Genomic DNA, 21,553 nt, shown 5'->3' on the forward strand with positions numbered 1-21,553 from the left:
CCGCGGAACAAGGGTGGATCGTCGCGTTGTCCGTCCCCGGGTCCGGCCGGGCTGCGGCTAACCCCCGGTGGGCGGGGCCGACGGCAGCTGCGGGCGACCAGGCCGCCCCGCTGCGGCGCACCGGGCCGGCGCAGGGCGCGACCTTCCTGGAACTCTTCTTCGACCTGATGCACGTCTTCGCGCTCACCCACGAAACCCGCCGCCCCACCCCACCCGGCCCCACCCCACCCCTGCTGTCCCCGGTGATCAAGAGGTTTACGTCAAGTTCGATCATCAACATGACACAAACCTCTTGATCACCGGGGGCAGCGGCAGCAGCGGCGGGGCTGCCCGAGGGTAATGGGGGTTGCCGTTTTGGTGGGGCTGAAAGTCGTGTCGTTACGGCGTTCGACGGGGGGAGCCACCCTGGCTGGCGAGGGACAAGGGGGGCCAGGAGTGTGCCGCGATGGTCTGCTGCTCCCCGGCAGTGAGCGGGGCCCGGCCGGTGGTCTTGCGGACCAGGGTGAGGCGGTCCCAGCCGAGCCCTTCCGGGACCGGTCGTCCCCCGGTGAACAGGTCGGCGATCACCTGGGCCGCGGCGGGGGTGAGCCACGGCTCGCGGTGCAGCGCCACCGCCAGGTCCAGCCCGTGCACACCGACCTCCACCACGCGGGTCACCAGGAACTCGTGCACCGTCATCGGGTCACCGTGGCGGGTCTGGACGACCCGGTCGGCGGGCTGTGCCTGCACCGCCGCGTCAGTTGCCCGCCAGGCGACGGTGAAGGCCGCCGCAGTAGCCACCGCTTCGACGGACCCGGTCGGGGCGGCGGGATCGCGGGCCGCCCGCCGGGCGCTCTCGACCCGGGCCGCGTCGACCTGCGGGGTGAACTTCGCCGGGCCGAAGTAGCCGGCGGCGTCCACCTCGGCGCGGGGCGGCGCGACCGCGTCGATCATGTCCGCCAGGCGTCCGGCACCCGTGCGGACGTGGGCGAGGAGATCCCGTACCAACCAGGGTGGGCAGGGGGTGGGCCGCGCCAGGTCCGTCGTGGTCAGCGTGGCGAGAACCGCGTCCAACCGGGCGCACTCGGCGCGGAAGGCCTCGCGTACCGCCGCTGTCTGGTCGTCCGGGTACGCCGCGTCCATGGTCACAGCCTGGCATCCGGTTTCGCCGGGGTGGGGCCGGGTACCCGCGGCGGGCCGATGAGAGGGGGCGGTCGCCAGATGGCCGGGTTGATGCTGCGCAGCACCGCGTTCACCGATCACGACCTGCTGCCGGGGCGGTTCGCCCGGGACGGCGGCAACGTGTCACCGCCGTTGCAGTGGTCCGACGTGCCGTCGGCGGCGACCGAGTTGCTCCTGCTGGTGGAGGACCCGGACGCCGGGCGCAGCCCGTTCCTGCACTGGCTGGTCACCGGCATCTCCCCCACCTCGGACGGGGTGGCCGAGGGGGCGCTGCCCGAGGGTGGTCGGGAATGGCCCAACGGCTTCGGCACGACCGGTTGGGGCGGGCCGCACCCGCCGCAGGGCGAGGAGACGCACCGGTACTTCTTCCGGCTGTACGCGCTGGAGCGTCCCCCGGACCTGGCCGACGAACCGCAGGCGGCCGACGTGCACGCGGCGATCGCCGGCCGGGGACTGGCCAGCGGGACGATGGTGGGGACGTACCGGCGTTAGCGGCGACGCCACGGCGGCCGGGACCCGGACGTCGACCCGCTGGCGAGCCCGTGGACCGCCGTCCGGTGGCGCAGGGCCGCCGTCAGCCCTTCCAGCGGGGCACCAGGCGGTGCACGGAGAGCAGCACCAGCGCCGCCACCACCCCCATGGTGCCGGCGATACCGGCGGCGCTGCCGGCGTACCCGATGAACAGGGGCCGGCGGGCCAGCTCGTCCACCGGCACCTGCTGCTGGTCGAGCAGCCCGGACAGGGCCAGTCCGCAGCCGAGGACGGCGAGCAGGCCGCCGACGCCGAGCACGCTGGCGGCCACCTTGTGCGCGTCGTCCGGGGCGACCTGCGCCTGCTCGTGCTGGAAGATCAGCAGGAGCAGCCCGGCCAACGCCGCCCAGACCCCGACGACCAGGAACGCGGCGATCGCGTCGCTGGGTCGGTGCCAGCCGGCGGAGAGGGTGGCGACCCCGGCGACGGCCGCGTACGCGACCCCGAGGAACGCCCCGAGGACGCGCACCTTGGCCGGGAGCACCAGGATCAGCGCCAGCGCCACCGAGGCGGCGATGGTGGTGTGTCCACTGGGCAGGCTGTTGCCGACCGCGTCGCGTTGCGGATCGATGCCGAGCGCCGGCCGGTCGACAACGTACTTGAGCACCTGGGTGGTGACGTTCGCCCCGGCGATCAGCAGGGTGGCCGAGATGGCGAGCGCCTTGCGGCCCCGGATCAGGGCGATGAAGAAGATCACCACCATGGCCGCCAGCAGGGAGACCACCGACATGGCGTTGAGGATCCGGTTGACCAGCCCGTCGATGCGGTCCTGGCCGATCCGGTTGCCGGTCAACGCGACAGTGTCGAGCCACTGCCCGGTGCCGGTGTGCACGGCGAACCGCCACACCAGCAGGAAGGCCGCCGTCTGGGCCAACGCCAGCACGACCAACCAGACCGCGGTCCAACCCCTTGCCGTCGCTCGCACCCGCACACCGTAGCGGCATGCCCGGCACGTCGCGCGCGGGCCCACCGGCTCGACCCGGATACCTTGACACCCGGACCACGGGAGGTGACGGTGACCGGCACACCGCAGCACGGACGACCGACCCGGCAGCCGCCGGCCGGTGACCCGCCAACACCGCACGGGCCCGCACCGCAGCCGCCGACACCACACGGGCGGGACCCGCAGTCGGCGGCACCGGGGTCGGCGGTCGGGCAGCCGGCGGGGCGGGAACCGGCGGTGGCGACGGGTCAGGCGGAGTCGTTGGCCAGCCTGCTCGGTGGCCGGGGCGGCGCGGTCGACGCGACCCTGCCGCCGGTGGCGTTCACCATCGGCTGGCTGGCCACCGGACGGTCGGTCGTCGGCGGGGTCGCCGTGGCCGTGCTGGCCGGCACGGCGGTGGCGCTGTGGCGGTGGCGGCGCGGGGACCGTCCCCGGGCGGTGCTGATCGGGCTGCTCGCGGTCTGCCTGGCCGCGGTGGTGGCACTGCGCACCGGCCGGGCGGCCGACTTCTTCGCGGTGCAGGTCTTCTCGAACCTGGCCAGCGCGCTGGTCTGGATGGTCAGCATCGTGGTGCGCCGGCCGCTGCTCGGGGTGGTCGTCGGCGCGGCGTTGCGACAGCGCTGGCGGTGGCGGCGCGACCCGGCGCTGCTGCGGGCGTACGGGCGGGGCAGTTGGGTGTGGGCGGCGACGTACGTCGTGCGGGTGGCGGTGTTCCTGCCGCTGTGGCTGGGCGGGCAGGTGCTCGCGTTGACCGTGGCCCGGGTCGCGCTGACCTGGCCGCTGGTGGCGGCGGCGCTGACGGTGAGCTGGGTGGTGATCCGCCGGTCGCTACCGACCGGTCATCCGGGGCTGCGACACCCGGTGGAACCCGCTGAGGCGCGGCCGGAGGGCTGAGGTGTGGCCGGGGGTGGAGACGTTAATGGAGAGGCCGCCACGGGGGGAGCGGCCTCTCCGATCAACACGGTACTCCGTCAGGTGGCGTCGCGTTATCCCGCGCGCCCTCTTTTTTCACGGCTTTCCCGCCGAGGCGGGAAAGGGGGATGGTGGGGTGGGCCGGCCGTTCCGCTGCGTCGGCCGGACGGTCGACCCACCCCCGGCCTGACCGTGGGAATCAGGCCGCCCGCCGACCGGGCGTCCGCTCCCCCGGGCCCGGTCGGCCTCCGGGTGGGCGGCGCCGCGCCACCCACCCGGCAGGGTCAACTCAGCCGTTCGGGAAGAGCATCCCGTAGTCCGCGTACGCCATGGCGATGTCGGACTGGGCCCAGAACCGGTGGTAGTTGAACGTCGGCTCGGGGCCGCCCTTGAGGTACGCGTCGACCTTCGGCCAGTCCGGGTCGTTCTTGTAGAACGACCGGATGTCCAGGAAGCTCTTGCCGGCGGCGATGGTGTCACCGTTGGGCATCTTCCCGGTCCAGCCCGGCGGCACGTAGAGACCCTGGCCGTCGGTGGCGTTGTAGACGTCGTCGAAGCGCTTGTAGTCGCCGCGCGTCTCCGTCGTCGAGACACCCTTGCTGTCGCTGGCCGTCGAGAGCGCGTCCAGCAGGCCCTTGGCGGTGGTCTTCGCCTGGGTGTTGCCGGACTTCGCCGCGTACGCGATCAGGGTCCGGGCGAGGGAGCCGGTGACGCCGACGTCCTGGCCCGTGGACATGACCTCGACGTGCAGGCCGGTGTTGGCCGCCGGGCTGCTCGGGTTCCAGTTGGCGGGCTGGCCCGTCCACTTCAGCTCGGACGGGACCGACCAGTTGGTGCCCAGCTTGGTGTTGGCGATCGCCCACGGCACCCACTTGTCGAGCAGCGCCTTGGCCTTGGTGTTGCCGGTCTCCAGGTAGAGCTCGGCGATGCGCTGCATCGACCAGACCTGCATGCCGAACCACTGGTTCGACGGCGGGTCGTTGTAGACCGGGTCGACGTCGTAGAACATGCCGTAGAAGGTGGCGGTGCCCGACGGCGGCTGGGCGTAGCTACCGTCCCAGCTGTTGGTGGCGCCACCGGCGATGCCGCCCTCGGCGGACTGGAGCCAGGTGTAGAACTCCAGCTGCCGGTCGAGGCTCTTCTGCCAGTCCGCGACCGCGGTCGGGGACTTCGGCTTCAGCTCGTTCACGTTCGTCATCGCCCAGGCCGCGAACGGGTTCTGGTAGCCGAAGTGGTTGTGGCTGGAACCGATCCGCCAGGACCAGCCCGCGCTGGCGTCGTACGCGCCGCCCCAGGCGTAGTACCAGGACAGCAGGTAGTGCGCCGAGTCCTTGCCGGTGCCGGCGGGGCAGGTGCTGGCCCCGACACAGTTGCCGATCTTCTTGAAGTACTTGTCGTACATCGCGTACCGCAGGTAGTCGCCCATCTTGGCGGCCTTGGCCACGGTGGCCGCGACGTCGGCCTGCTTGCCCTGCGCCTTGGCCCAGGTCTGCGCCCAGTACGCGGCCTGGATGGCGCGGGCGTCGGCGTCCGGGGCGTTGGTGTACTTCCACTGCTTGGCGGGGGCGCCGGAGTCCTTGACGAACAGGTCGAGGTAGCCGTACTGACCGCCGTGCTTGAAGGTGTCGCAGGACGGCTGCGGGATGGTCTCCCAGACCGACTCCTGGGTGCCGCGCTGGAAGGTGTTGATGTACGCCGGCTTGGTGGTGCCGTCACCGCAGCGGCCGAAGCCGTAGGTGTTGTCGACGTCCATCAGCCAGTGCATGCCGTAGATGTCGCCGGTGCCGTAGGTGGACTGCAGTTCCGAGCGCAGCGGGTCCTGGCCGACCGGGACGCTGGCGTTCAGCGCCGACGGGTACTGGCTGGGCAGGTTGTACTCCGCGGCGTACTGCGGGGTGCCGGCGACGCCCGCGGTGGGCTGGTCGGCGTGCGACGGGATGATGTACTTCTCCATCACCGTCCAGGCGTTGTTGAACGGGGCCCAGTTCTGGGTCACCCGGCCGTAGTAGGCCTCCAGCCACAGCCAGTAGCTGAACGCCTCGGAGGTGGTCTCGTGGCCGTGGTCGGGCGCCTCGACGATCAGCGTCTCGATCGAGTGGTACGGCACACCCTCGGGGCTGAAGTAGCCCGAGTTCTTGATCTTGCCGTACTGCTCCAGGAACTTCGCGACGTAGGCGTTGTCCCCACCGGGGGTGTCGTTGTCGATCTCGGTGGCGGCGACCGCCAGCGAGGCGACACCGGTGCCGGCCGCGGTGATGGTGGCGGCGCCACCGGCGGTGTCGGTGTCCTCCGCCGCGGCGACCGTGACGGTGGCCCCGGTGTTCCAGTTGCTCGGGGTCAGCGTGACGGTGGCCGGCGAGACCGTGATGTCGGTGTCACCGGTGCGGGTGAGGGTGACCGGCACGTTGCCCGTGGGCGCGGCGCTCAGCTTGAGGTTGAAGGTGGTGCTGCCACCCTCGTTGACGCTCACCGAGGACGGCGTGGCGACCAGCATCGGACCGGTGGCGGTGCCGACGGTGAACGACTTCTCGGCCACGCCGATGCCGTTGGCGTTGTCGTACGCCTTGGCCTGGACCGTGTAGCTGCCGGCCGGCAGCGAGGTCAGCGTGTAGCCGTACGGCGCGGAGGTGTCCGTGTTGACCAGCAGGCCGTTGCGGTAGAACTCGACCTTGCTGATCGTCCCGTCCGGGTCGCTCGCGGTGGCGGTCAGCGGCACGTCGGCCGGCGCGGTGAACGGGCCGGCGGGCACGCCGAGGGAGACCGTCGGCGGCTGGTTGGCCGGAGTGCCGTTGCACGGGGTGCCGTTCAGGGTGAACGACGTCGGCTTCGGGTTGCTGCCCGAGTAGGAGCCGTTGAAGCCGATGGTCGTGGAGGCCCCGGTGCCGAGGCCGCCGTTGTACGACTCGCTGTTGGCGGTGACCTCGCTGCCGCTCTGGCTCCACTTCGCCGACCAGCCCTGGGTGACCCGCTGGCTGCTGTTCGGGAAGGTCCACTTGAGCGACCAGCTGCTGAGCGCGTCGCCCATGTTCTTGATGGTGACGTTCGCGGTGAAGCCGCTGCCCCAGTCGTTGGTGGCGTAGACCACGTCGCAGGCCGGCGCGGCCTGGGCCGCGCTGGCCGGCAGGCCCACCCCGCCGATGGCGAGTGCGGTGGCGGCGAGCATCGCCGTGCGGCGACGTCTTGCCATGAGTCTCATGTGCGCGGTGTCTCCTCGGACCGGGCCGGGGCTGCGGGCCCCGGCGGAGGCACCTCCACGCGCGGATACAGGGGTGCGCGGGGGGACGGAGGCGCCGGAATGGTGGTCGGTCCGGCCGGTGGGCCGGGGCAGGGACGGGGTACGGCCGCTCAGACCGGCCGTGCCGTTCCTTCGGGTGCCGTCCGGGAGACCCGGATGCCCTCGGCGACCCATCACTCGCGCGTGCTTGGCTCCGCTGCGTTGATTCGACAGTGTGCCATGGAAGCGCTCCCACAACAACTACCAGTATCGAAACGCAGGTCGATGTTTCGATCTCGTTTAGGGGCTTTCACAAAGCCGTGACGGGCGTTACAGTCGCAGCATCGCCGATGGGAGCGCTTCCATCGACGGAGATGCAACAAGTGAAGGTCAGAACCGTGGTCGCCCGACCACGGGGTTCAGCCCGAACGGCTGACGACGGGCCAGCCCGGACACCGTCGCCAGCCATCACCCACCATCACGGAGGGAGGTGGAACCAGAGCCACTCGCGTGGCCCGGCTCCCGCGCGACACGCATGACCGGACGCCAATTCGAGCGTGCGTGTGTGCAACACAGGTGGGGACGGGGGTTGCCCTCCCCCGTCCCCACACTAAACCCCCGTACTCGACAGGAAAAGAGGCCGACGGGTCAGGCGTGCGCGCCGCCCGGCCGGCCTCGATCGCTATCTGCCCCTCGGCAGTTGGGCCGACCGTCCCTCGACGGCGCCCGCCACACTCCCGATTCCCCATCCCGGCCGCCCACGCGCGCGGCCCTCTAGGCTGGCGGTCCGCCCCCGTGGCGGCCGGGCCGTCGCACGCCCGCGCTGGGAGCGCTCCCGGCCGTCGGGGTGGCCCGCACCCTGAGGAGAAAGATCCATGTCGATACTCACCCGGCGACGCCTGCTGCGGCGCGCCGCGCTCTCCGCCACCGCCACCGCCGGCGCCGGGCTCTCCGCCGCCACCGGTGCCGGTGGCCTGATCGCGGCCACCGGCACCCTCGCCGCCGGCTGTGACACGCCGAAGGGTGGCGACCCGAGCGCCGACCCCACCGCGGAGCGGGTGCGATTCCCGCACGACTTCGGCTGGGGCGCCGCCACCTCGGCGTATCAGATCGAGGGTGCCGCGAAGGAGGACGGCCGGGGCGAATCGGTCTGGGACACCTTCAGCCACACCCCCGGACGTACCCGCAACGGTGACACCGGGGACGTGGCCGCCGACCACTACCACCGCTGGGCCGACGACCTGGACCTGATGCGCGACCTCGGGCTGCGCAGCTACCGGTTCTCCATTTCCTGGCCCCGGATCCAGGCCGACGGCACCGGCAAGCCCAACCAGCGCGGGCTCGACTTCTACAGAAGGGTCATCGACGGGCTGCACGAACGCGGCATCGCCCCGATGGTCACCCTCTTCCACTGGGACCTGCCGCAGGCGTTGCAGGACGACGGCGGCTGGGAGAACCGGGACACCGCCCACCGGTTCGCCGACTACGCCGACGCCGTCTACCGGGGCATCGGCGACCAGGTGCCGGTCTGGCTGACCATCAACGAACCCAAGACCGTGGTGCAGAACGGCTACCTCTGGGGCCACCACGCCCCGGGCCGGCAGGACGCCGACGCCGCCTACCTGGTCGCCCACCACCTCCAGCTCGCCCACGGCCTCGCCGTCCGCGCGCTGCGCGCCACCGGCTACGACACCCGGATCGGCCCGGCGCTGAACCTGCACCCGTGCTACCCCGCCGACGACAGCCCGGCCGCCGCCTCGGCCGCGACCCTGCACGACGGGTACGAGAACCGGCTCTACCTGGACTCCATCCTCACCGGGGCCTACCCGGCCGACGTGCTGGCCGACCTCGGCCCGGACAGCCGGATGGTCAAGGGCATCCGCGACGGCGACCTGGCGATCATCGCCAGCCCGGTCGACCTGCTCGCGGTGCAGTACTACACCCCGCTCTACCTGACCGGCAACGGCAACACCGTCACCCGCTGGCCCACCAGCGAGGCGGACTGGCAGCAGATCTACCCGCAGGGCATGTACGACACCCTGACCCGGGTCACCCGCGACTACGGACCGATCCCGATCACCGTCACCGAGAACGGCCTGCCCTGCCCGGACACCCTCGGCCCGGACGGCACCGTCGACGACCCCGGCCGGATCGCCTTCCTGCGCGACCACCTCGCCGCCGCCCACCGGGCCATCGCCGACGGCGTACCACTGGAGAGCTACCACGTCTGGTCGCTGCTGGACAACTTCGAGTGGGCAGAGGGATACGAACAGCGTTGGGGGCTGGTCTATGTGGACTACCCGACCCAGCGGCGGGTCCTGAAGCGCAGCGCCCACTGGTACCGCCAGGTCATCCGGGACAACGGCCTGTAGGACCGTCGGCCGGGAAACGGAAAACACCACCGGCACGGCCGGACCGCGTGGGGGCGGTCCGGCCCGGCAGCCGACGGGCACCGTCCTCGTAGCTCCGCACCGGTGCCCCCGGCCGTCCCGCCCCGCGCCGGGTCAGCGGGGCAGGGCCTGCTGGAGTTCCGCGCGCAGCGCCGGGGTCAGCATCTCGCCGGCCTGCTTGGCCAGCCGGGCCATCTCGTAGCCCACCACGCCGATGTCCGCGTCCGCGCCGGCCAGGGTGGCCAGGATCGAACCGTCGCGGATCTGCATCACCAGGAAGTAGCCCCGGCCCATCTCGACCACCGTCTGCTTGACGATGTCCCCGTCGAACATCTGGGCCGCGCCCGCGGTGATGCTCATCAGCCCCGAGGTGACCGCCGCCAACTTGTCCGCGTGGTCCCGGGGCAAGTGCGCCGAGATCGCCACCAGCAGACCGTCCGAGGAGACCACCACCGCGTGCGCCACCCCGGGCACCCGCTCCGCGAACGCGTTGACCAACCAGTTCAGGTCACGCGCCTCCTGGCTCAGTGTCATCACTGTCGTCCTCCTTCGCTGCGCACACCCGGCGGCAAGATTAACTCGGTGGTCTCCTCGGCCTCGGCACGGCGCACGCCGCTGTAGAGCCGCGACAGCATCCCGCCCACCGCCTCCGGGTCCAGGTCCTCGCGCACCCGCGCCGACGATGGCCGGGCCGGCTCGGTCACCGAGGTCAACTGGGCCATCGGCACCCGCACCGGCAATCCCCGGTCGTTGGTGCCGCCGGTCACCGGGATGAGCGGCGGTGCCGGTGTGCTCTTCCCCCGCGACACCGGCGAGGACGGGGCCGGCCCCTGCCGGGACCACCAACCGCCACCCTCGTCGGCCGGGGCGGGGGCCACCGGTGCCAGCACGTCCGCGGCGCGAACCGGCAGGGTGGCCGGCAGCCCGGGCCGCTGGTCCGGCACCCCCGGCCACTGTTGCGGGGGCCGCCCCGCCACCGGCAGGTCGGCCGGGCCGACCGGCCCGGACTGACGCGCCGCCTCGACGCGGCGGGGCACCGGGTCGACCGGGGCGAAGGTGGTGAGGGCCCGCTGCCCGGCGGGCGCGTCCAGCTCCACCGCCGGAGCCGGCGCGAGCAGGGTCGCCGGCAGCGCGATCCGCGCCACCAGACCCTGCCCCGCAGCCGTCAGCCGCACCCCGACGCCGTGCCGTGCGGCCAGGTGGCTGACCACGAAGTGACCCATCCGCTCGATGGCCGCCACGTCCGCCGCCGGCGGCGCCGCCAGCACCGCGTTGGCCTGCGCCAACGCCGTCGGGCTCATGCCGAGGCCGGCATCGGCGATCTCCACCACCGCACCACCGCCCTCGGCCCGCGCGGTCACCTGGACCGCGGTGTCCGGCCGGGAGAAGGCGGTCGCGTTCTCCAGCAGCTCCGCCATCAGGTGCACCAGCTCGCCGACGGCGTGCCCGACCACGTACAGGTCGGCCACCGACTCGTGGCGGACCCGCTGGTACTGCTCGATCTCGGCACTGGCGGCGAGCAGCACCGCGCCCAACCGCACCGGTCGGTTCCACCGGCGGGTGGACTCGGTGCCGGCCAGCACCAGCAGGCTCTCGTCGTTACGGCGCATCCGCGCGGCCAGGTGGTCCAGTTTGAACAGGTTCTCCAACTGGTCCGGGTCGGCCTCCTCCCGTTCCAGGTCGTCGAGCAGCTCCAGCTGCCGCTCCACCAGCACCTGACTGCGTCGGGCCAGGTTCACGAACATCGCGTTGACGGTACGGCGGGTCTCCGCCTGCTCCACCGCCACGCTGACCGCGCTGCGGTGCACCGCCACGAACGCCTCGGCCAGCTCGCCGATCTCGTCGAGCGACCGGACCACGGCGGGCGGCACGTCGATCTCCGGCACCCCACCGTCGACGGCACGCAACCGGTCCAGGGCGTGCGGCAGCTCGACCTGGGCGATCCGCAGGGCCTGGTCACGCAGCCGCTGCATCGAGTTCGCAATCGACCGGCCGATCAGCACGGCGAGCAGCACCGCCAGGGCGAGCACCACCACGATGCCACCGAGCACCAGCAGGGTGGTGCGCAGCTGAGCGCCGCTGACCTCGTCGGCCCGGACCACCGCGTCGTCGAGCACCCGGGTCTCCAACTGCCGCAGCAGCGCCTGCCGCTGCTCGCTGGCCGTCCACCACTGGTTCGCGGGCAGCACCGCAGGCAGTGCGGTGCTGCCGGTCGCGATGCTCTTCTCCTCCAACCGGGTGGCGTCGACGAACGCCCCCTCGCGGGAGGTCCCGTCGTACGCCTGGATCTGGGCGGCGGTCGCGGCGACCCGGAACGCGCCCAACGCGGCCAGCTGCTGGGCCCGCAGGTCGGTCAGGTTCACCTGGTCCTCCAGGCCGTACCGGCCGGCCCGGCCGGCGGCGTACAGCTGGCCCCGGATCCGCGACGACAGCTCCTTGACCCGGGCCAGCTGCACGTAACGCAGCACCACATCGGTCAGCTCCGGCCGGTCCGGCCCGGGGTCGGGCTCGGCGAGCAACCCGAGCAGCGCCTCCACCGCCCGGTGGTAGTTACCGAGGATGGTCTCGCTGCTCAGCACCGCCGGCGGCACCGCCGCCCGGATGTAGACCACCTGGTCGTACGCCTCCAGCGCCTCCGCGTAGGCGACCTGCCAGGCGGCGTCGGAGTCGGCCAGCGGGCCGGCCGCCTCGCGCAGCGCGCCGATGGCCGTGTCGGTGGCGGAGTGCAGCGGCCGCAGGGCGAGCAGTGCGGCGTCCCGGTCGGCGGAGTTGCCCGCGCGGCGCAGCGCCGCCAGTTCACCGGCGGTGCGGTCCCGTTCCTGCTGGAGGCGGTCCACCGCCGTGGTGATCTGCTGGCCGATGCCGACCTGCCGGGCAAAGTCGTTCAGCGCGGTGGTCCGCCCGACCAGGCCGGTGGCCTGCACCCCGGCCAGCACCAGGAAGGCCACCGACGGGATGACCAGGACGGTGGCGAGCTTGGTCCGCATCCGCCAGTCCCGCAGCCGCAACGGCGAGCGTCGTCGATGCGGCACGACCCGCTCGTCGAGCCGGTTCCGACCCGGCGACTCCGCGCTCGGTGTCGGGTCGGGACCTGCGTCCACGTCGCCTCCTCGGTCCCCGTCCCCACGACGGGGGGCCCGGTCCATCCAACCAGGCCAGACACCAGTGTCAACGGGTCGACGGGGCATCCGACCGGGCGGACGTGCCGGACCCGGCGGTCGAGGTCGGCAAGGGGTCCTCCTCCGTACGGCCGGTGCCGGCGAGCCGGTCCGCATCGGGCACCCGACCCAGGGCGACCAGCGCGGCGCCGGTGGCCCCGATCTCCCGCTCCGCGCGGTGCCGGACCGGTCGCGGCGCGAGCGCCGCGGCGAACGCCGTACGCCACCACGCGGAGGCGGTCACCGCTCCCCCACCGAGCACCACCTCGACCGGGGAGTCGACACCGGACTCCAGCACGGCGAGGTCGTCGGCGACCATCCGGCACAACCCGGTCATCAGGCCGGCGAGGATGTCCACCCCGGTGCTGGAGAAGCTGAGCCCGCGCAGCTCACCGGAGCCGGCCGGGGTCAGACCGGGGGGCCGGTCCCCGCCCAGCCGTGGGTTCACGGAGAGCAGACCGTCCGGGGACAACCGGGCCAACGCCGCGTCGAGGTCGGCCCCCTCGGGTAGCCGCAGTTCCCGGTTGGCCCAGGCGAACAGGTTGCCCCCGGACGAGTACGCCGCGCCGGTCACCACGTACTCGTGGTCCACCCGGTAGCGCCACAGCGAGGCGGGCAGGGGCGGCAACGCCGTGGCGGCCGGAACCCGCTGGACCAGCCGTACCGCGGCCGACGTGCCGACGGTGACCGCCGCCCGGCGGGGGTCCACGCACCCGGAGCCGACGTTGGAGGCGGCCCCGTCACCGACCGGGGCGGCCCAGTCCGCCTCGGCGAGTTGCGGCCACCGCCGGGCGTGCGCGGACCGCAACCGGCCGTGCCAGTCCATCGGGGCCAGCTCGGGAAGCTCGCCCGGCCGGACTCCGGCCAACGCGACGGCCTCGGCGTCCCAGTCGAGCCGACGCAGGTCGAGCAGGCCGGTGCCGGAGGCCATCGACACCGACATCGGCGCGCTGTCGAGCAACTGGCCGAGGACGTACTCGACCAGGCCGGCGAACCGGGTCACCCCGGTCGTCCGGTCCCGCAGCCAGGGCAGCCGCACCGACCAGTAGCAGCGGTGCCACCACGCTCCGGTACGGCCGTGGAAGTCCTCGGGATCGGCCGGGCCGGTCGCGCCGGTGGCGGGTGCGGGCCGGGTGTCCAGCCAGGTCAGCACCGGGCCGAGCGGGTCACCGGCCCGGTCCAGGGGCAGCACCGAGTGCCACTGCGCGCAGACCGCGACCAGCCGGACGTCGCGCAGGTGACCGGCGGCGGCCAACTCGTCCAGACACTCGGTCAGGCCGGCCAGGTAGGCGGCGGCGTCCAGGGTGCCGGCACCGTCCTCGGTGACCGACAGGTGCACCCTGCGGCGGGCCAACGCTCCCGGCAGCGGATCGGCGTCGGCGTCGAGCACCAGTCCCCGTACCGAGGAGGTGCCCAGGTCGAGAGCGAGAATGTTCATCGCGGGTCACGCTACCCGGCGCTGCCGGTGGGAACGCCCTTCCCCGCCGCCCGTGCGCCGCCTAGGGTGTCGTTATGCCCGCGCACCTGACCTGCTGGTGGCCCGCCGACCCGGCGGCCATCCCCCGCGCGTAGCTCTCACGCGGCCGCCCCGACGAGGCGGCCGACGGATACCTCCCCGGCACCGGGGCCGCCCGACGAAGCGGCCCGGCCCACGAGGAGAACCCGATGAACCACCCGTACGACCTGCTCGCCGCCGTCGCCGACGGCGGGGACCCCGGCCCGTTCGTCCTGCTCCGCCGCGAGGGCATCGACCACGTCGACCTGTTCACCGGCCCGGTACACGTCGCCGACCGGCTCGCCGACCTGCCGCTGCCCGAGGGCGGTCCCGGCCCCCGGACGCTGGCGCTGGTGCCGTACCGGCAGATCGCCGAACGGGGCTTCGAGTGCGTGGACGACGGTGTCCCGCTGGAGTACCTGACCGTCACCGGGCACGTCGAGCTGCCGCTGGCCGACCTGCTCGCCGCCCTGCCGACCGGGCCGGTGGTCACCGGCGACGCCGCCTTCGACATCGACGACGAGGAGTACGCGCGGGTCGTCGAACGGGTGCTGGCCGAGGAGATCGGTCGGGGTGAGGGGGCGAACTTCGTCATCCACCGCACCCTGCACGCCACGGTGCAGGGCGCCCCGTTGGGTGCCGCGCTGGCGGCGCTGGGCCGGCTGCTGCGCGACGAGCGGGGCGCGTACTGGACGTTCCTGGTGCACACCGGCACCCGGATCCTGGTCGGCGCGAGCCCGGAACGGCACGTCAGCGTCGACGACGGCCTGGTCATGATGAACCCGATCAGCGGCACCTTCCGGCACACCGGGACGGCTGCCGAGCGGGACGGGCTGCTGCGGTTCCTGCGCGACCCGAAGGAGGTCGAGGAGCTGTACATGGTCCTCGACGAGGAGCTGAAGATGATGGCCGGCGTCGCCGAGCACGGCGGGCAGGTGGTCGGGCCGTACCTCAAGGAGATGGCGCACCTGGCGCACACCGAGTACCTGCTGGCCGGTCGGGGCACGAAGGACGTCCGGGAGGTGTTGCGGGAGACCATGTTCGCCCCGACGGTGACCGGCAGCCCGATGCAGAACGCCTGCCGGGTGATCGCCCGGCACGAACGTACCGGCCGGCGCTACTACTCCGGCGTGCTGGCGTTGCTGGGCCGCGACGCCGAGGGCCGGCAGACGTTGGACGCGCCGATCCTGATCAGGACCGCCGAGATCTCCCCCGCCGGGCAGCTGCGGGTGCCGGTCGGGGCGACCCTGGTCCGCCACTCCACCGCCGCCGGCGAGGTCGCCGAGACGCACGCCAAGGCCGCCGGGGTGCTCGCCGCGCTGGGGCTGGGCCCGCAGGCGGCGGCCGTCGGCCCGTACCCGCCGGTGCGGTTGGCCGACGACCCGGAGATCCGCGCCGTGCTCGCCGCCCGCAACGCCCCGCTGGCCCGGTTCTGGCTCGACCAGCGGGTGCCCGGCGCGACGGTGCTGCCCGGGGCGACCGGCCGGCGGGCGCTGGTGGTCGACGGGGAGGACACCTTCACCGGGATGCTCGCCCACCAGTTGCGGGCGTCGGGCCTGACGGTGGACGTCCGGCCGTGGCACACCCCCGGCCAGGACGAGGGGTACGACCTGGTGGTCGTCGGCCCCGGGCCGGGTGACCCCGGCGCGGTCGACGAACCGAAGATGGCGGCCCTGCGCGGGCTGCTGACCCGACGGCTCGACGCGGGCCGGCCCACCCTGGCGGTGTGCCTGGGTCACCAACTGCTCAGCGGGCTGCTGGGGTTGACGCTGCACCGCCGCACCGCCCCCTACCAGGGGCTGCAACGAGAGGTGTCGCTGTTCGGGGTGCCGCGTCGGGTGGGTTTCTACTCGACGTTCACGGCGCGGGCGGCCACCGACCGGATCGGCTCGCCGTACGGACCGGTGGAGTTGGCCCGGGACCCGCAGGACGGGTCGGTGCACGCGCTGCGCGGGCCGACCTTCGCCGGGGTGCAGTTCCACCCGGAGTCGGTGCTCAGCCGGGACGGCCTGGCGGTGCTGGCCGAGTTGCTGGGGCAGTTGCTGGCCCGGCCGGCGGTGACGGCGCATGGTGATCCGGTGAGCGGGTAGCAGGGCGGTGGCCGGTGGACCGGACGGGTCGAGAGCCCCCGTCCGGTCCACCGGTCACCCGCCGGGCCGGTGCGGTCCGGCGGCCCGGTGTGGTCCGGCGGCTCAGCCGGCGAGGCCGCGCTTGACGGCGGCGCCGATCCGGACCGCCCGCTTGGCGGTCAGCGCGGTGGCCGCGAGCGCCACATGATCCGGGGCGACCTCGCCGTTGTTGCTGGTGTGCGAGGCACCGTACGGGTTGCCGGCGACGAACTGGCTCGGGTCGGTGTAACCAGGGGTGACCACCACACCACCCCAGTGGTAGAAGATCGTGAACAGCGACAGCAGGGTCGACTCCTGGCCGCCGTGCGAGGTCGCGGTGGAGGTGAAGCCGCTGTAGACCTTGTCGGCCAGCGCCCCGTTGGCCCAGAGCGGGCCGGTGGTGTCGATGAACTGCTTGAGCTGGGCGGCGATCATGCCGTACCGGGTGGGACTACCGAAGATCACCACGTCGGCCCAGGCCAGATCGTCGATCTCGGCCTCCATCACGTCCTGGGTCTCCAGCCGGTGCGCCTGCCAGCCCGCGTTGGAGCGGATCGCCTCGTCGGGCGCCAACTCCCGCACCTTGCGCAGGCGTACCTCGGCCCCCGCCTCCCCGGCGGCCTCGCACGCCGCCTGCGCCATCTGGTAGGTGATGCCGGTCGCGCTGTAGTAGATGACCGCTACCTTGACCTGGCCGTCCATCGTCTGTGTCCTCCTCGGTTCGGGTCAGCTCCGGCGACTACCCGCCGGTTGCCGGGTCAAACGTTCCGCCGTGGCATGATCCGGACATGCAGCTGCGCGCCGCCACCGCCGAGGACTGGCCGGCGATCTGGCCCTTCCTGCGGGAGATCGTCGCTGCCGGGCAGACGTACACCTGGCCGCGCGACGTCAGCGCGGACGACGCCCGCCGGCGGTGGCTGGTCGCCCCGCCCGGTCGGACGGTGGTCGCGGTGGACGACGACGGGACGGTGCTGGGGACGGCGAAGCTGGTCGCCAACCAGGAGGGGCCGGGCGACCACATGGCCAACGCCAGCTTCATGGTCGCGCCGACGGCGGCGGGTCGCGGCGTCGGCCGGGCCCTCGGGGTGTACGTGCTGGAGCTGGCCCGGGGCGACGGCTACCGGGCGATGCAGTTCAACGCGGTGGTGGCCAGCAACACCCGGGCGGTGGCGCTGTGGGAGTCGTTGGGATTCGCGGTGGTCGGCCGGGTGCCGGAGGGTTTCCGCCATCCCGACCTCGGCCTGGTCGACCTGCTGGTGATGCACCGCCGGCTCGACTGACCGGCCGCCGATCCCGAGAGTTTCGACCGCAGCTCAAGTTTTCCGCAAGTTCCGCCCGGGAACGCTCCCACGCCCGGGCCGGAACGCGATCCTGGGGGGCACGGATGCCGGGGGTGGAGACCACCTTCGGTAGCCGGGGGGACCTGCACGGGGGATCGCGCTCCGCCGGTTCGGCAACCGGCGTAGCGCGATCAGGGGTGCCCACCCCGGCCGTGGCCACCGGTTCGGGCCCGGCGTGACCGCCGGTGTCGGGGGACGCTCCTATGCTGACCGCGTGGTGGAGCTGACCGGTGGCGAGGCGCTGACGTTGCGGATGACCGCACTGGCGCTGCGGGAACATCCGACCGGCCGCCCGGTGGACGTCGCCGGGGTGGTGGAGTGGTTCGGGGCCATGCAGGCCCAGGACGCGGCGAGCGGCCTGTGGTCGCTGGGGCTGCGGCTGCCCGGCCGCACCGAGGCCGACGTGCGGGCCGCCCTGGAGCGGCGCGAGGCGCTGCGTACCTGGCCGATGCGCGGCACCGTGCACCTGGTGCCCTGCCGGGACGCCCGCTGGATGCTGGAGCTGACCGGCGTACGGGCACTGGCCGGGGCACCGGCCCGCCGGGCCGTGATCGGGCTGACCGAGGCCGAGGCCGACCGGGCCGCCGACGTGCTCGGCGCGGCGCTGGCCGGCGGCGGCCGGCTGACCCGCGCCCAGTGTCTGGCCGCGCTCACCGCCGCCGGCATCGACGTCACCGGTCAGCGCGGCTACCACCTGCTCTGGTACGCCAGCCAGCGGGGCGTCACCTGCATCACCCCGCACGTGGGCACCGAGCAGACCTTCGCGCTGCTCGACGAGTGGGCCCCCGATCCGCACCGGCCCGAGCGGGACGAGGCGCTGGGCATCCTGGCCCGCCGGTACTTCCGCAGTCACGGGCCGACGACCCGGCAGGACTTCACCGGCTGGACGGGGCTGACCGCCGCCGACGCGAAACGCGCCGTCGCGGTCGCCACCGACGCCGGACAGTTGGCCCGGGTGCAGGTCGACGGGGTGGAGTCGTATCTCGACCCGACGTTGCTCGACGCGCCCCGCCTGCCGGTGGACGACGTGCACGTGCTGCCCGGCTTCGACGAATACCTGTTGGGCTTCAAGGACCGCGCCCTGATGGTCGACCCGGCACACATGTCGGCGGTGATCCCCGGCGGCAACGGGGTCTTCCAGTCCACCGTGGTACGCGGCGGCCGGGTGATCGGCACCTGGAAGCGCCGCCTCGCCCGGACCAGGGTCACCGTGACGGTGCAGCCGCTGGTCACGCTGGACCCGTCGACCAGGCAGCGGGTCGAGGCGGCGTGGGAAGGCTACGCCCGCTTCCTCGCCCTGCCGCTGCACTTCTCCTGGTAGCCCGCCTCCCGCAGCGGCCGGGACTTGACAGACGTCGTACGTCACACGAATATGAACATCGATATATGCACTGATTCCGCGTCCCGTCCGGAGGGTCGAGATGACACCGGACCGGTCGACGTCTGCGCCCGCCGCTTCGACCACCGTCCCATGCTGACGTCGATGCTTCGGTGACGCCTTCGCGTCCGGTCGGGTGGCTCAGGTAGTGCTCTGGCGTCACACCCCCGAACCGGATGACGGCCTCCCGTAAGGAGACGACCCTGTGCCACCTCGCAAACGCTCGGCCCCATTAATCGGGACGATCCTGGCCGCCCTGGTCCTGGTCGCCGTCGGCGCGAACGTCATCACGAACGCGCCACCGGCCGCAGCGGCCACCACTGCCGGCTGCGGCAAGGCCCCGGGGCTGAACAGCGGCACCCACACCATCCAGAGTGGCGGCAAGAGCCGCAGCTTCATCCTCCGGCTCCCCGACAGCTACAACAACACCTACCCGCACCGGTTGGCCTTCGGATTCCACTGGCTGGGGGGCACCGCCAGTGCCGTCGCCTCGGGCGGAACCGACGGCTACCCCTGGGCCTACTACGGCATGCTGTCGCAGTCGAACAACACCACGATCTTCGTCGCCCCACAGGGCATCAACAACGGCTGGGCCAACACCAACGGTGAGGACGTCACCTTCACCGACGACATGATCCGCATGATCGACAACGCACTCTGCGTCGACACGACACAACGCTTCTCGGTCGGGTTCAGCTACGGCGGCGCGATGAGCTACTCGTTGGCGTGTTCCCGGCCGACGGTGTTCCGTGCGGTCGCGGCCATCGCCGCCCCCGGAACGATCAGTGGCTGCAGTGGCGGGACCCAGCCCGTGGCGTACCTGGGCATTCACGGGATCAGCGACAACATTCAGAGCGGCCGGTCACTACGCGACAGGTGGCTCAGGAACAACGGTTGCGCTGCGCAGAACGCCCCCGAGCCCGCGCGGGGCAGCCTGACCCACATCATCACCGCCTACTCGTGCCGGGCCGGCTACCCGGTGGTCTGGGCCCCGTTCGACGGCGGCCACCAGCAGGGTCCGGTGGACGGTTGTGCCGGCTGTGAGAGCGGCGCGCGAAGCTGGGTCAAGCCTGAGGTGTGGCGGTTCTTCACCCAGTTCGGATCGACCCCGCCGACCACCACGCCGCCGACCACGCCGCCGACCACCACGCCGCCGACCACGCCCCCGGCCGGCCAGGCGAACGTCATGATCGCGGGTAGCCAGTCGAACCGTTGCATCGACGTCGCCAACTCCAGCACGAGCAACGGCGCCCGGTTGCAGCTGTGGGACTGCCACGGCAACAGCAACCAGCGCTGGACCCATACCACCAACCGCACCCTGACCGTCTACGGCAACAAGTGCCTGGACGCCAGCGGGTCGGGCACCAGCAACGGCACCGTCGTCCACATCTGGGACTGCAACGGCGGCGCGAACCAGCAGTGGAACCGGAACAGCAACGGGACCATCACCTCCGCCCAGTCGGGACTCTGCCTGGACGCCGTCGGCGCCGGCACCGCCAACGGGACGCAACTCAACCTGTGGGCGTGCAACGGAGGCGGCAACCAGCAATGGGCTATCCGTAGCTGACGGTCCGACAACCCCGTGCCACCACGGCACGATGCCGACGCGGGGTGGCGGTCGTATCCTCCGGCCGCCACCCCGCCGGACCGTGTCGCACCGGCCCCCGGCGGGCGGGTCGTCACCGCCCCGGTCGACCGCGCACCCGGCGGATCAGTCGCCGAGCGTGCCGGCTGACCGGCCCTCGTGCAGGGTGAGGTTCCGCCCGGACGACGGGTCGAACAGGTGGATCTTCTCCAGGTTGAACCAGACCCGCCGGTCCTCCCCCTCCTGCACCGGCGACTCGGCCGACAACCGGGTCACCAGGTTGCCCCCGCCGCCACTGAAGTCGGCACCGGCGTCGGCGGCCAACTCCTCCAACTCGGCGGCGCTGGCCCGCTGCCCCTCCACGGTGAAGTAGACGTACTTGTCGGAGCCCATCGACTCGACGATGTCGGCCGGCGCGGTGAACTCCATGCCCCGGGCCCGCGCCTCGTCGTCGATCAGCTCGGCGTCCTCGAAGTGCTCCGGCCGGATGCCGAGGATCAGCTCCCGGGGCGCGTCGGCCCCCTCCAACTCGCGGCGGATCCGGTCGCCGATCGGCACGTCGCCCAGGGCGGTACGCAGCTTTCCGTCCTCCACGGCGGCGTGCAGGAAGTTCATCGACGGCGAGCCGATGAACCCCGCCACGAAGAGGTTGCGGGGGTGGTCGTACAGCTCCTGGGGCGGGCCGACCTGCTGGATCGCGCCGCCCCGCATGATCACCACGCGGTCGCCGAGGGTCATCGCCTCGGTCTGGTCGTGGGTCACGTAGACGGTCGTGGTGCCGAGCTTCTTCTGCAACCGGGACACCACCGTGCGCATCTGCACCCGCAGCTTGGCGTCCAGGTTGGACAGCGGCTCGTCCATCAGGAACGCCTTGGGCTGCCGGACGATCGCCCGGCCCATCGCCACCCGCTGGCGCTGCCCACCGGAGAGGTTCGCCGGCTTGCGGTCCAGCAGCGGGGTCAGCTCCAGCACCTTCGCCGCCTCGTCCACCTTCTGGTCGATGGTCGCCTTGTCCAGCTTGGCCAGCCGCAGCGGGAACGCCATGTTCTCCCGGACGGTCATGTTCGGGTAGAGCGCGTACGACTGGAACACCATCGCGATGTCCCGGTCCCGGGGTGCCTTGTCGTTGACCCGCTGCCCGCCGATGCGCAGCTCACCGGAGCTGATGTCCTCCAGCCCGGCGATCATGTTGAGAGTGGTGGACTTCCCGCAGCCGGACGGGCCGACCAGGATGACGAACTCGCCGTCGGCGATCTCCAGGTCGACGTCCTGCACCGCGACGGTGCCGTCGGGGAAGCTCTTGCTCACCTTGTCCAGCACGATGTCAGCCATTTTGTC

At 72.5% G+C, this 21,553-nt stretch carries 16 protein-coding genes; 8 read left to right on the forward strand and 8 right to left on the reverse strand.

Going from position 1 to position 21,553, the window contains the following annotated elements:
* Positions 1-26 precede the first annotated feature (26 nt).
* Positions 27-296 carry a hypothetical protein gene (locus ACQP1S_RS21635; RefSeq protein ID WP_432898476.1) on the forward strand — a complete coding sequence of 90 codons (270 nt, stop codon included), beginning with the start codon at positions 27-29 and terminating at the stop codon, positions 294-296.
* Positions 297-378: 82 nt separating this feature from the next.
* Here the strand turns inward: ACQP1S_RS21635 and ACQP1S_RS21640 are convergent, their stop codons facing one another.
* A complete protein-coding gene (locus ACQP1S_RS21640) occupies positions 379-1,122 on the reverse strand; it encodes a maleylpyruvate isomerase N-terminal domain-containing protein (protein ID WP_432898479.1) in 744 nt (247 codons plus the stop codon).
* Between the two features lie 78 nt (positions 1,123-1,200).
* Here ACQP1S_RS21640 and ACQP1S_RS21645 point away from each other — a divergent pair, with 78 nt between their 5' ends.
* Entirely contained in the window at positions 1,201-1,653 is a 453-nt protein-coding gene (locus tag ACQP1S_RS21645) for a YbhB/YbcL family Raf kinase inhibitor-like protein (protein ID WP_432898482.1), read from the forward strand.
* An 82-nt stretch (positions 1,654-1,735) separates the two neighbouring features.
* Here ACQP1S_RS21645 and ACQP1S_RS21650 read toward each other — a convergent pair whose 3' ends face one another.
* Positions 1,736-2,623, reverse strand: coding sequence for a phosphatase PAP2 family protein (locus ACQP1S_RS21650; RefSeq protein ID WP_432898486.1), 888 nt, complete (start codon positions 2,621-2,623; stop codon positions 1,736-1,738).
* 249 nt (positions 2,624-2,872) lie between these two features.
* Here ACQP1S_RS21650 and ACQP1S_RS21655 point away from each other — a divergent pair, with 249 nt between their 5' ends.
* Entirely contained in the window at positions 2,873-3,529 is a 657-nt protein-coding gene (locus ACQP1S_RS21655; protein WP_432898489.1) for a DUF3159 domain-containing protein, read from the forward strand.
* 307 nt (positions 3,530-3,836) lie between these two features.
* Here ACQP1S_RS21655 and ACQP1S_RS21660 read toward each other — a convergent pair whose 3' ends face one another.
* A complete protein-coding gene (locus tag ACQP1S_RS21660; protein WP_432898492.1) occupies positions 3,837-6,743 on the reverse strand; it encodes a glycoside hydrolase family 48 protein in 2,907 nt (968 codons plus the stop codon).
* Positions 6,744-7,636: 893 nt separating this feature from the next.
* On the opposite strand from ACQP1S_RS21660, the gene ACQP1S_RS21665 reads away from it, so the two are divergent.
* Entirely contained in the window at positions 7,637-9,133 is a 1,497-nt protein-coding gene (locus tag ACQP1S_RS21665) for a GH1 family beta-glucosidase (RefSeq protein ID WP_432898495.1), read from the forward strand.
* Between the two features lie 132 nt (positions 9,134-9,265).
* On the opposite strand, the gene ACQP1S_RS21670 is transcribed toward ACQP1S_RS21665, so the two are convergent.
* The 3 genes from ACQP1S_RS21670 to ACQP1S_RS21680 form a co-directional block, all read right to left on the reverse strand.
* Positions 9,266-9,685, reverse strand: a complete 420-nt coding sequence (locus tag ACQP1S_RS21670; RefSeq protein WP_432898497.1) for a roadblock/LC7 domain-containing protein — start codon at positions 9,683-9,685, stop codon at positions 9,266-9,268.
* On the reverse strand, positions 9,685-12,252 hold the full coding sequence (locus ACQP1S_RS21675) for a nitrate- and nitrite sensing domain-containing protein (RefSeq protein ID WP_432898500.1): 2,568 nt from the start codon (positions 12,250-12,252) through the stop codon (positions 9,685-9,687). Before ACQP1S_RS21675 ends, ACQP1S_RS21670 begins: the two co-directional genes overlap by 1 nt.
* Before the next feature lie 67 nt (positions 12,253-12,319).
* Positions 12,320-13,747 carry an FGGY family carbohydrate kinase gene (locus ACQP1S_RS21680; RefSeq protein ID WP_432898503.1) on the reverse strand — a complete coding sequence of 476 codons (1,428 nt, stop codon included), beginning with the start codon at positions 13,745-13,747 and terminating at the stop codon, positions 12,320-12,322.
* Positions 13,748-13,974: 227 nt separating this feature from the next.
* Between ACQP1S_RS21680 and ACQP1S_RS21685 the strand changes: the two genes are divergently transcribed.
* Complete coding sequence (locus ACQP1S_RS21685; protein ID WP_432898506.1) at positions 13,975-15,894, forward strand: anthranilate synthase family protein; 1,920 nt, start codon at positions 13,975-13,977, stop codon at positions 15,892-15,894.
* Between the two features lie 102 nt (positions 15,895-15,996).
* Here the strand turns inward: ACQP1S_RS21685 and wrbA are convergent, their stop codons facing one another.
* Positions 15,997-16,614 (reverse strand): NAD(P)H:quinone oxidoreductase, encoded by a 618-nt coding sequence (wrbA, locus tag ACQP1S_RS21690; RefSeq protein WP_204959058.1) that lies wholly within the window; start codon positions 16,612-16,614, stop codon positions 15,997-15,999.
* Positions 16,615-16,700: 86 nt separating this feature from the next.
* Here wrbA and ACQP1S_RS21695 point away from each other — a divergent pair, with 86 nt between their 5' ends.
* The 3 genes from ACQP1S_RS21695 (at position 16,701) to ACQP1S_RS21705 (ending at position 20,197) form a co-directional block, all read left to right on the forward strand.
* Positions 16,701-17,192 (forward strand): N-acetyltransferase family protein, encoded by a 492-nt coding sequence (locus tag ACQP1S_RS21695; protein WP_432898509.1) that lies wholly within the window; start codon positions 16,701-16,703, stop codon positions 17,190-17,192.
* Positions 17,193-17,505: 313 nt separating this feature from the next.
* Entirely contained in the window at positions 17,506-18,573 is a 1,068-nt protein-coding gene (locus tag ACQP1S_RS21700; RefSeq protein ID WP_432908187.1) for a winged helix DNA-binding domain-containing protein, read from the forward strand.
* 262 nt (positions 18,574-18,835) lie between these two features.
* A complete protein-coding gene (locus ACQP1S_RS21705; RefSeq protein ID WP_091237237.1) occupies positions 18,836-20,197 on the forward strand; it encodes a ricin-type beta-trefoil lectin domain protein in 1,362 nt (453 codons plus the stop codon).
* A 144-nt stretch (positions 20,198-20,341) separates the two neighbouring features.
* Here ACQP1S_RS21705 and ACQP1S_RS21710 read toward each other — a convergent pair whose 3' ends face one another.
* Positions 20,342-21,547, reverse strand: a complete 1,206-nt coding sequence (locus ACQP1S_RS21710) for an ABC transporter ATP-binding protein (protein ID WP_091237238.1) — start codon at positions 21,545-21,547, stop codon at positions 20,342-20,344.
* Positions 21,548-21,553 lie beyond the last annotated feature (6 nt).

The sequence above is a fragment of the Micromonospora matsumotoense genome, from assembly GCF_050951065.1.
Lineage (GTDB): Bacteria > Actinomycetota > Actinomycetes > Mycobacteriales > Micromonosporaceae > Micromonospora > Micromonospora matsumotoensis.

Coding starts and splice junctions, on each gene's coding strand:
- ACQP1S_RS21640 (WP_432898479.1), bottom strand. CDS start 1,122: ATGGACGCGGCGTACCCGGACGACCAGACAGCGGCGGTACGCGAGGCC.
- ACQP1S_RS21645 (WP_432898482.1), top strand. CDS start 1,201: ATGGCCGGGTTGATGCTGCGCAGCACCGCGTTCACCGATCACGACCTG.
- ACQP1S_RS21660 (WP_432898492.1), bottom strand. CDS start 6,743: ATGAGACTCATGGCAAGACGTCGCCGCACGGCGATGCTCGCCGCCACC.
- ACQP1S_RS21665 (WP_432898495.1), top strand. CDS start 7,637: ATGTCGATACTCACCCGGCGACGCCTGCTGCGGCGCGCCGCGCTCTCC.
- ACQP1S_RS21670 (WP_432898497.1), bottom strand. CDS start 9,685: ATGACACTGAGCCAGGAGGCGCGTGACCTGAACTGGTTGGTCAACGCG.
- ACQP1S_RS21680 (WP_432898503.1), bottom strand. CDS start 13,747: ATGAACATTCTCGCTCTCGACCTGGGCACCTCCTCGGTACGGGGACTG.
- ACQP1S_RS21685 (WP_432898506.1), top strand. CDS start 13,975: ATGAACCACCCGTACGACCTGCTCGCCGCCGTCGCCGACGGCGGGGAC.
- wrbA (WP_204959058.1), bottom strand. CDS start 16,614: ATGGACGGCCAGGTCAAGGTAGCGGTCATCTACTACAGCGCGACCGGC.
- ACQP1S_RS21695 (WP_432898509.1), top strand. CDS start 16,701: ATGCAGCTGCGCGCCGCCACCGCCGAGGACTGGCCGGCGATCTGGCCC.
- ACQP1S_RS21700 (WP_432908187.1), top strand. CDS start 17,506: ATGACCGCACTGGCGCTGCGGGAACATCCGACCGGCCGCCCGGTGGAC.
- ACQP1S_RS21710 (WP_091237238.1), bottom strand. CDS start 21,547: ATGGCTGACATCGTGCTGGACAAGGTGAGCAAGAGCTTCCCCGACGGC.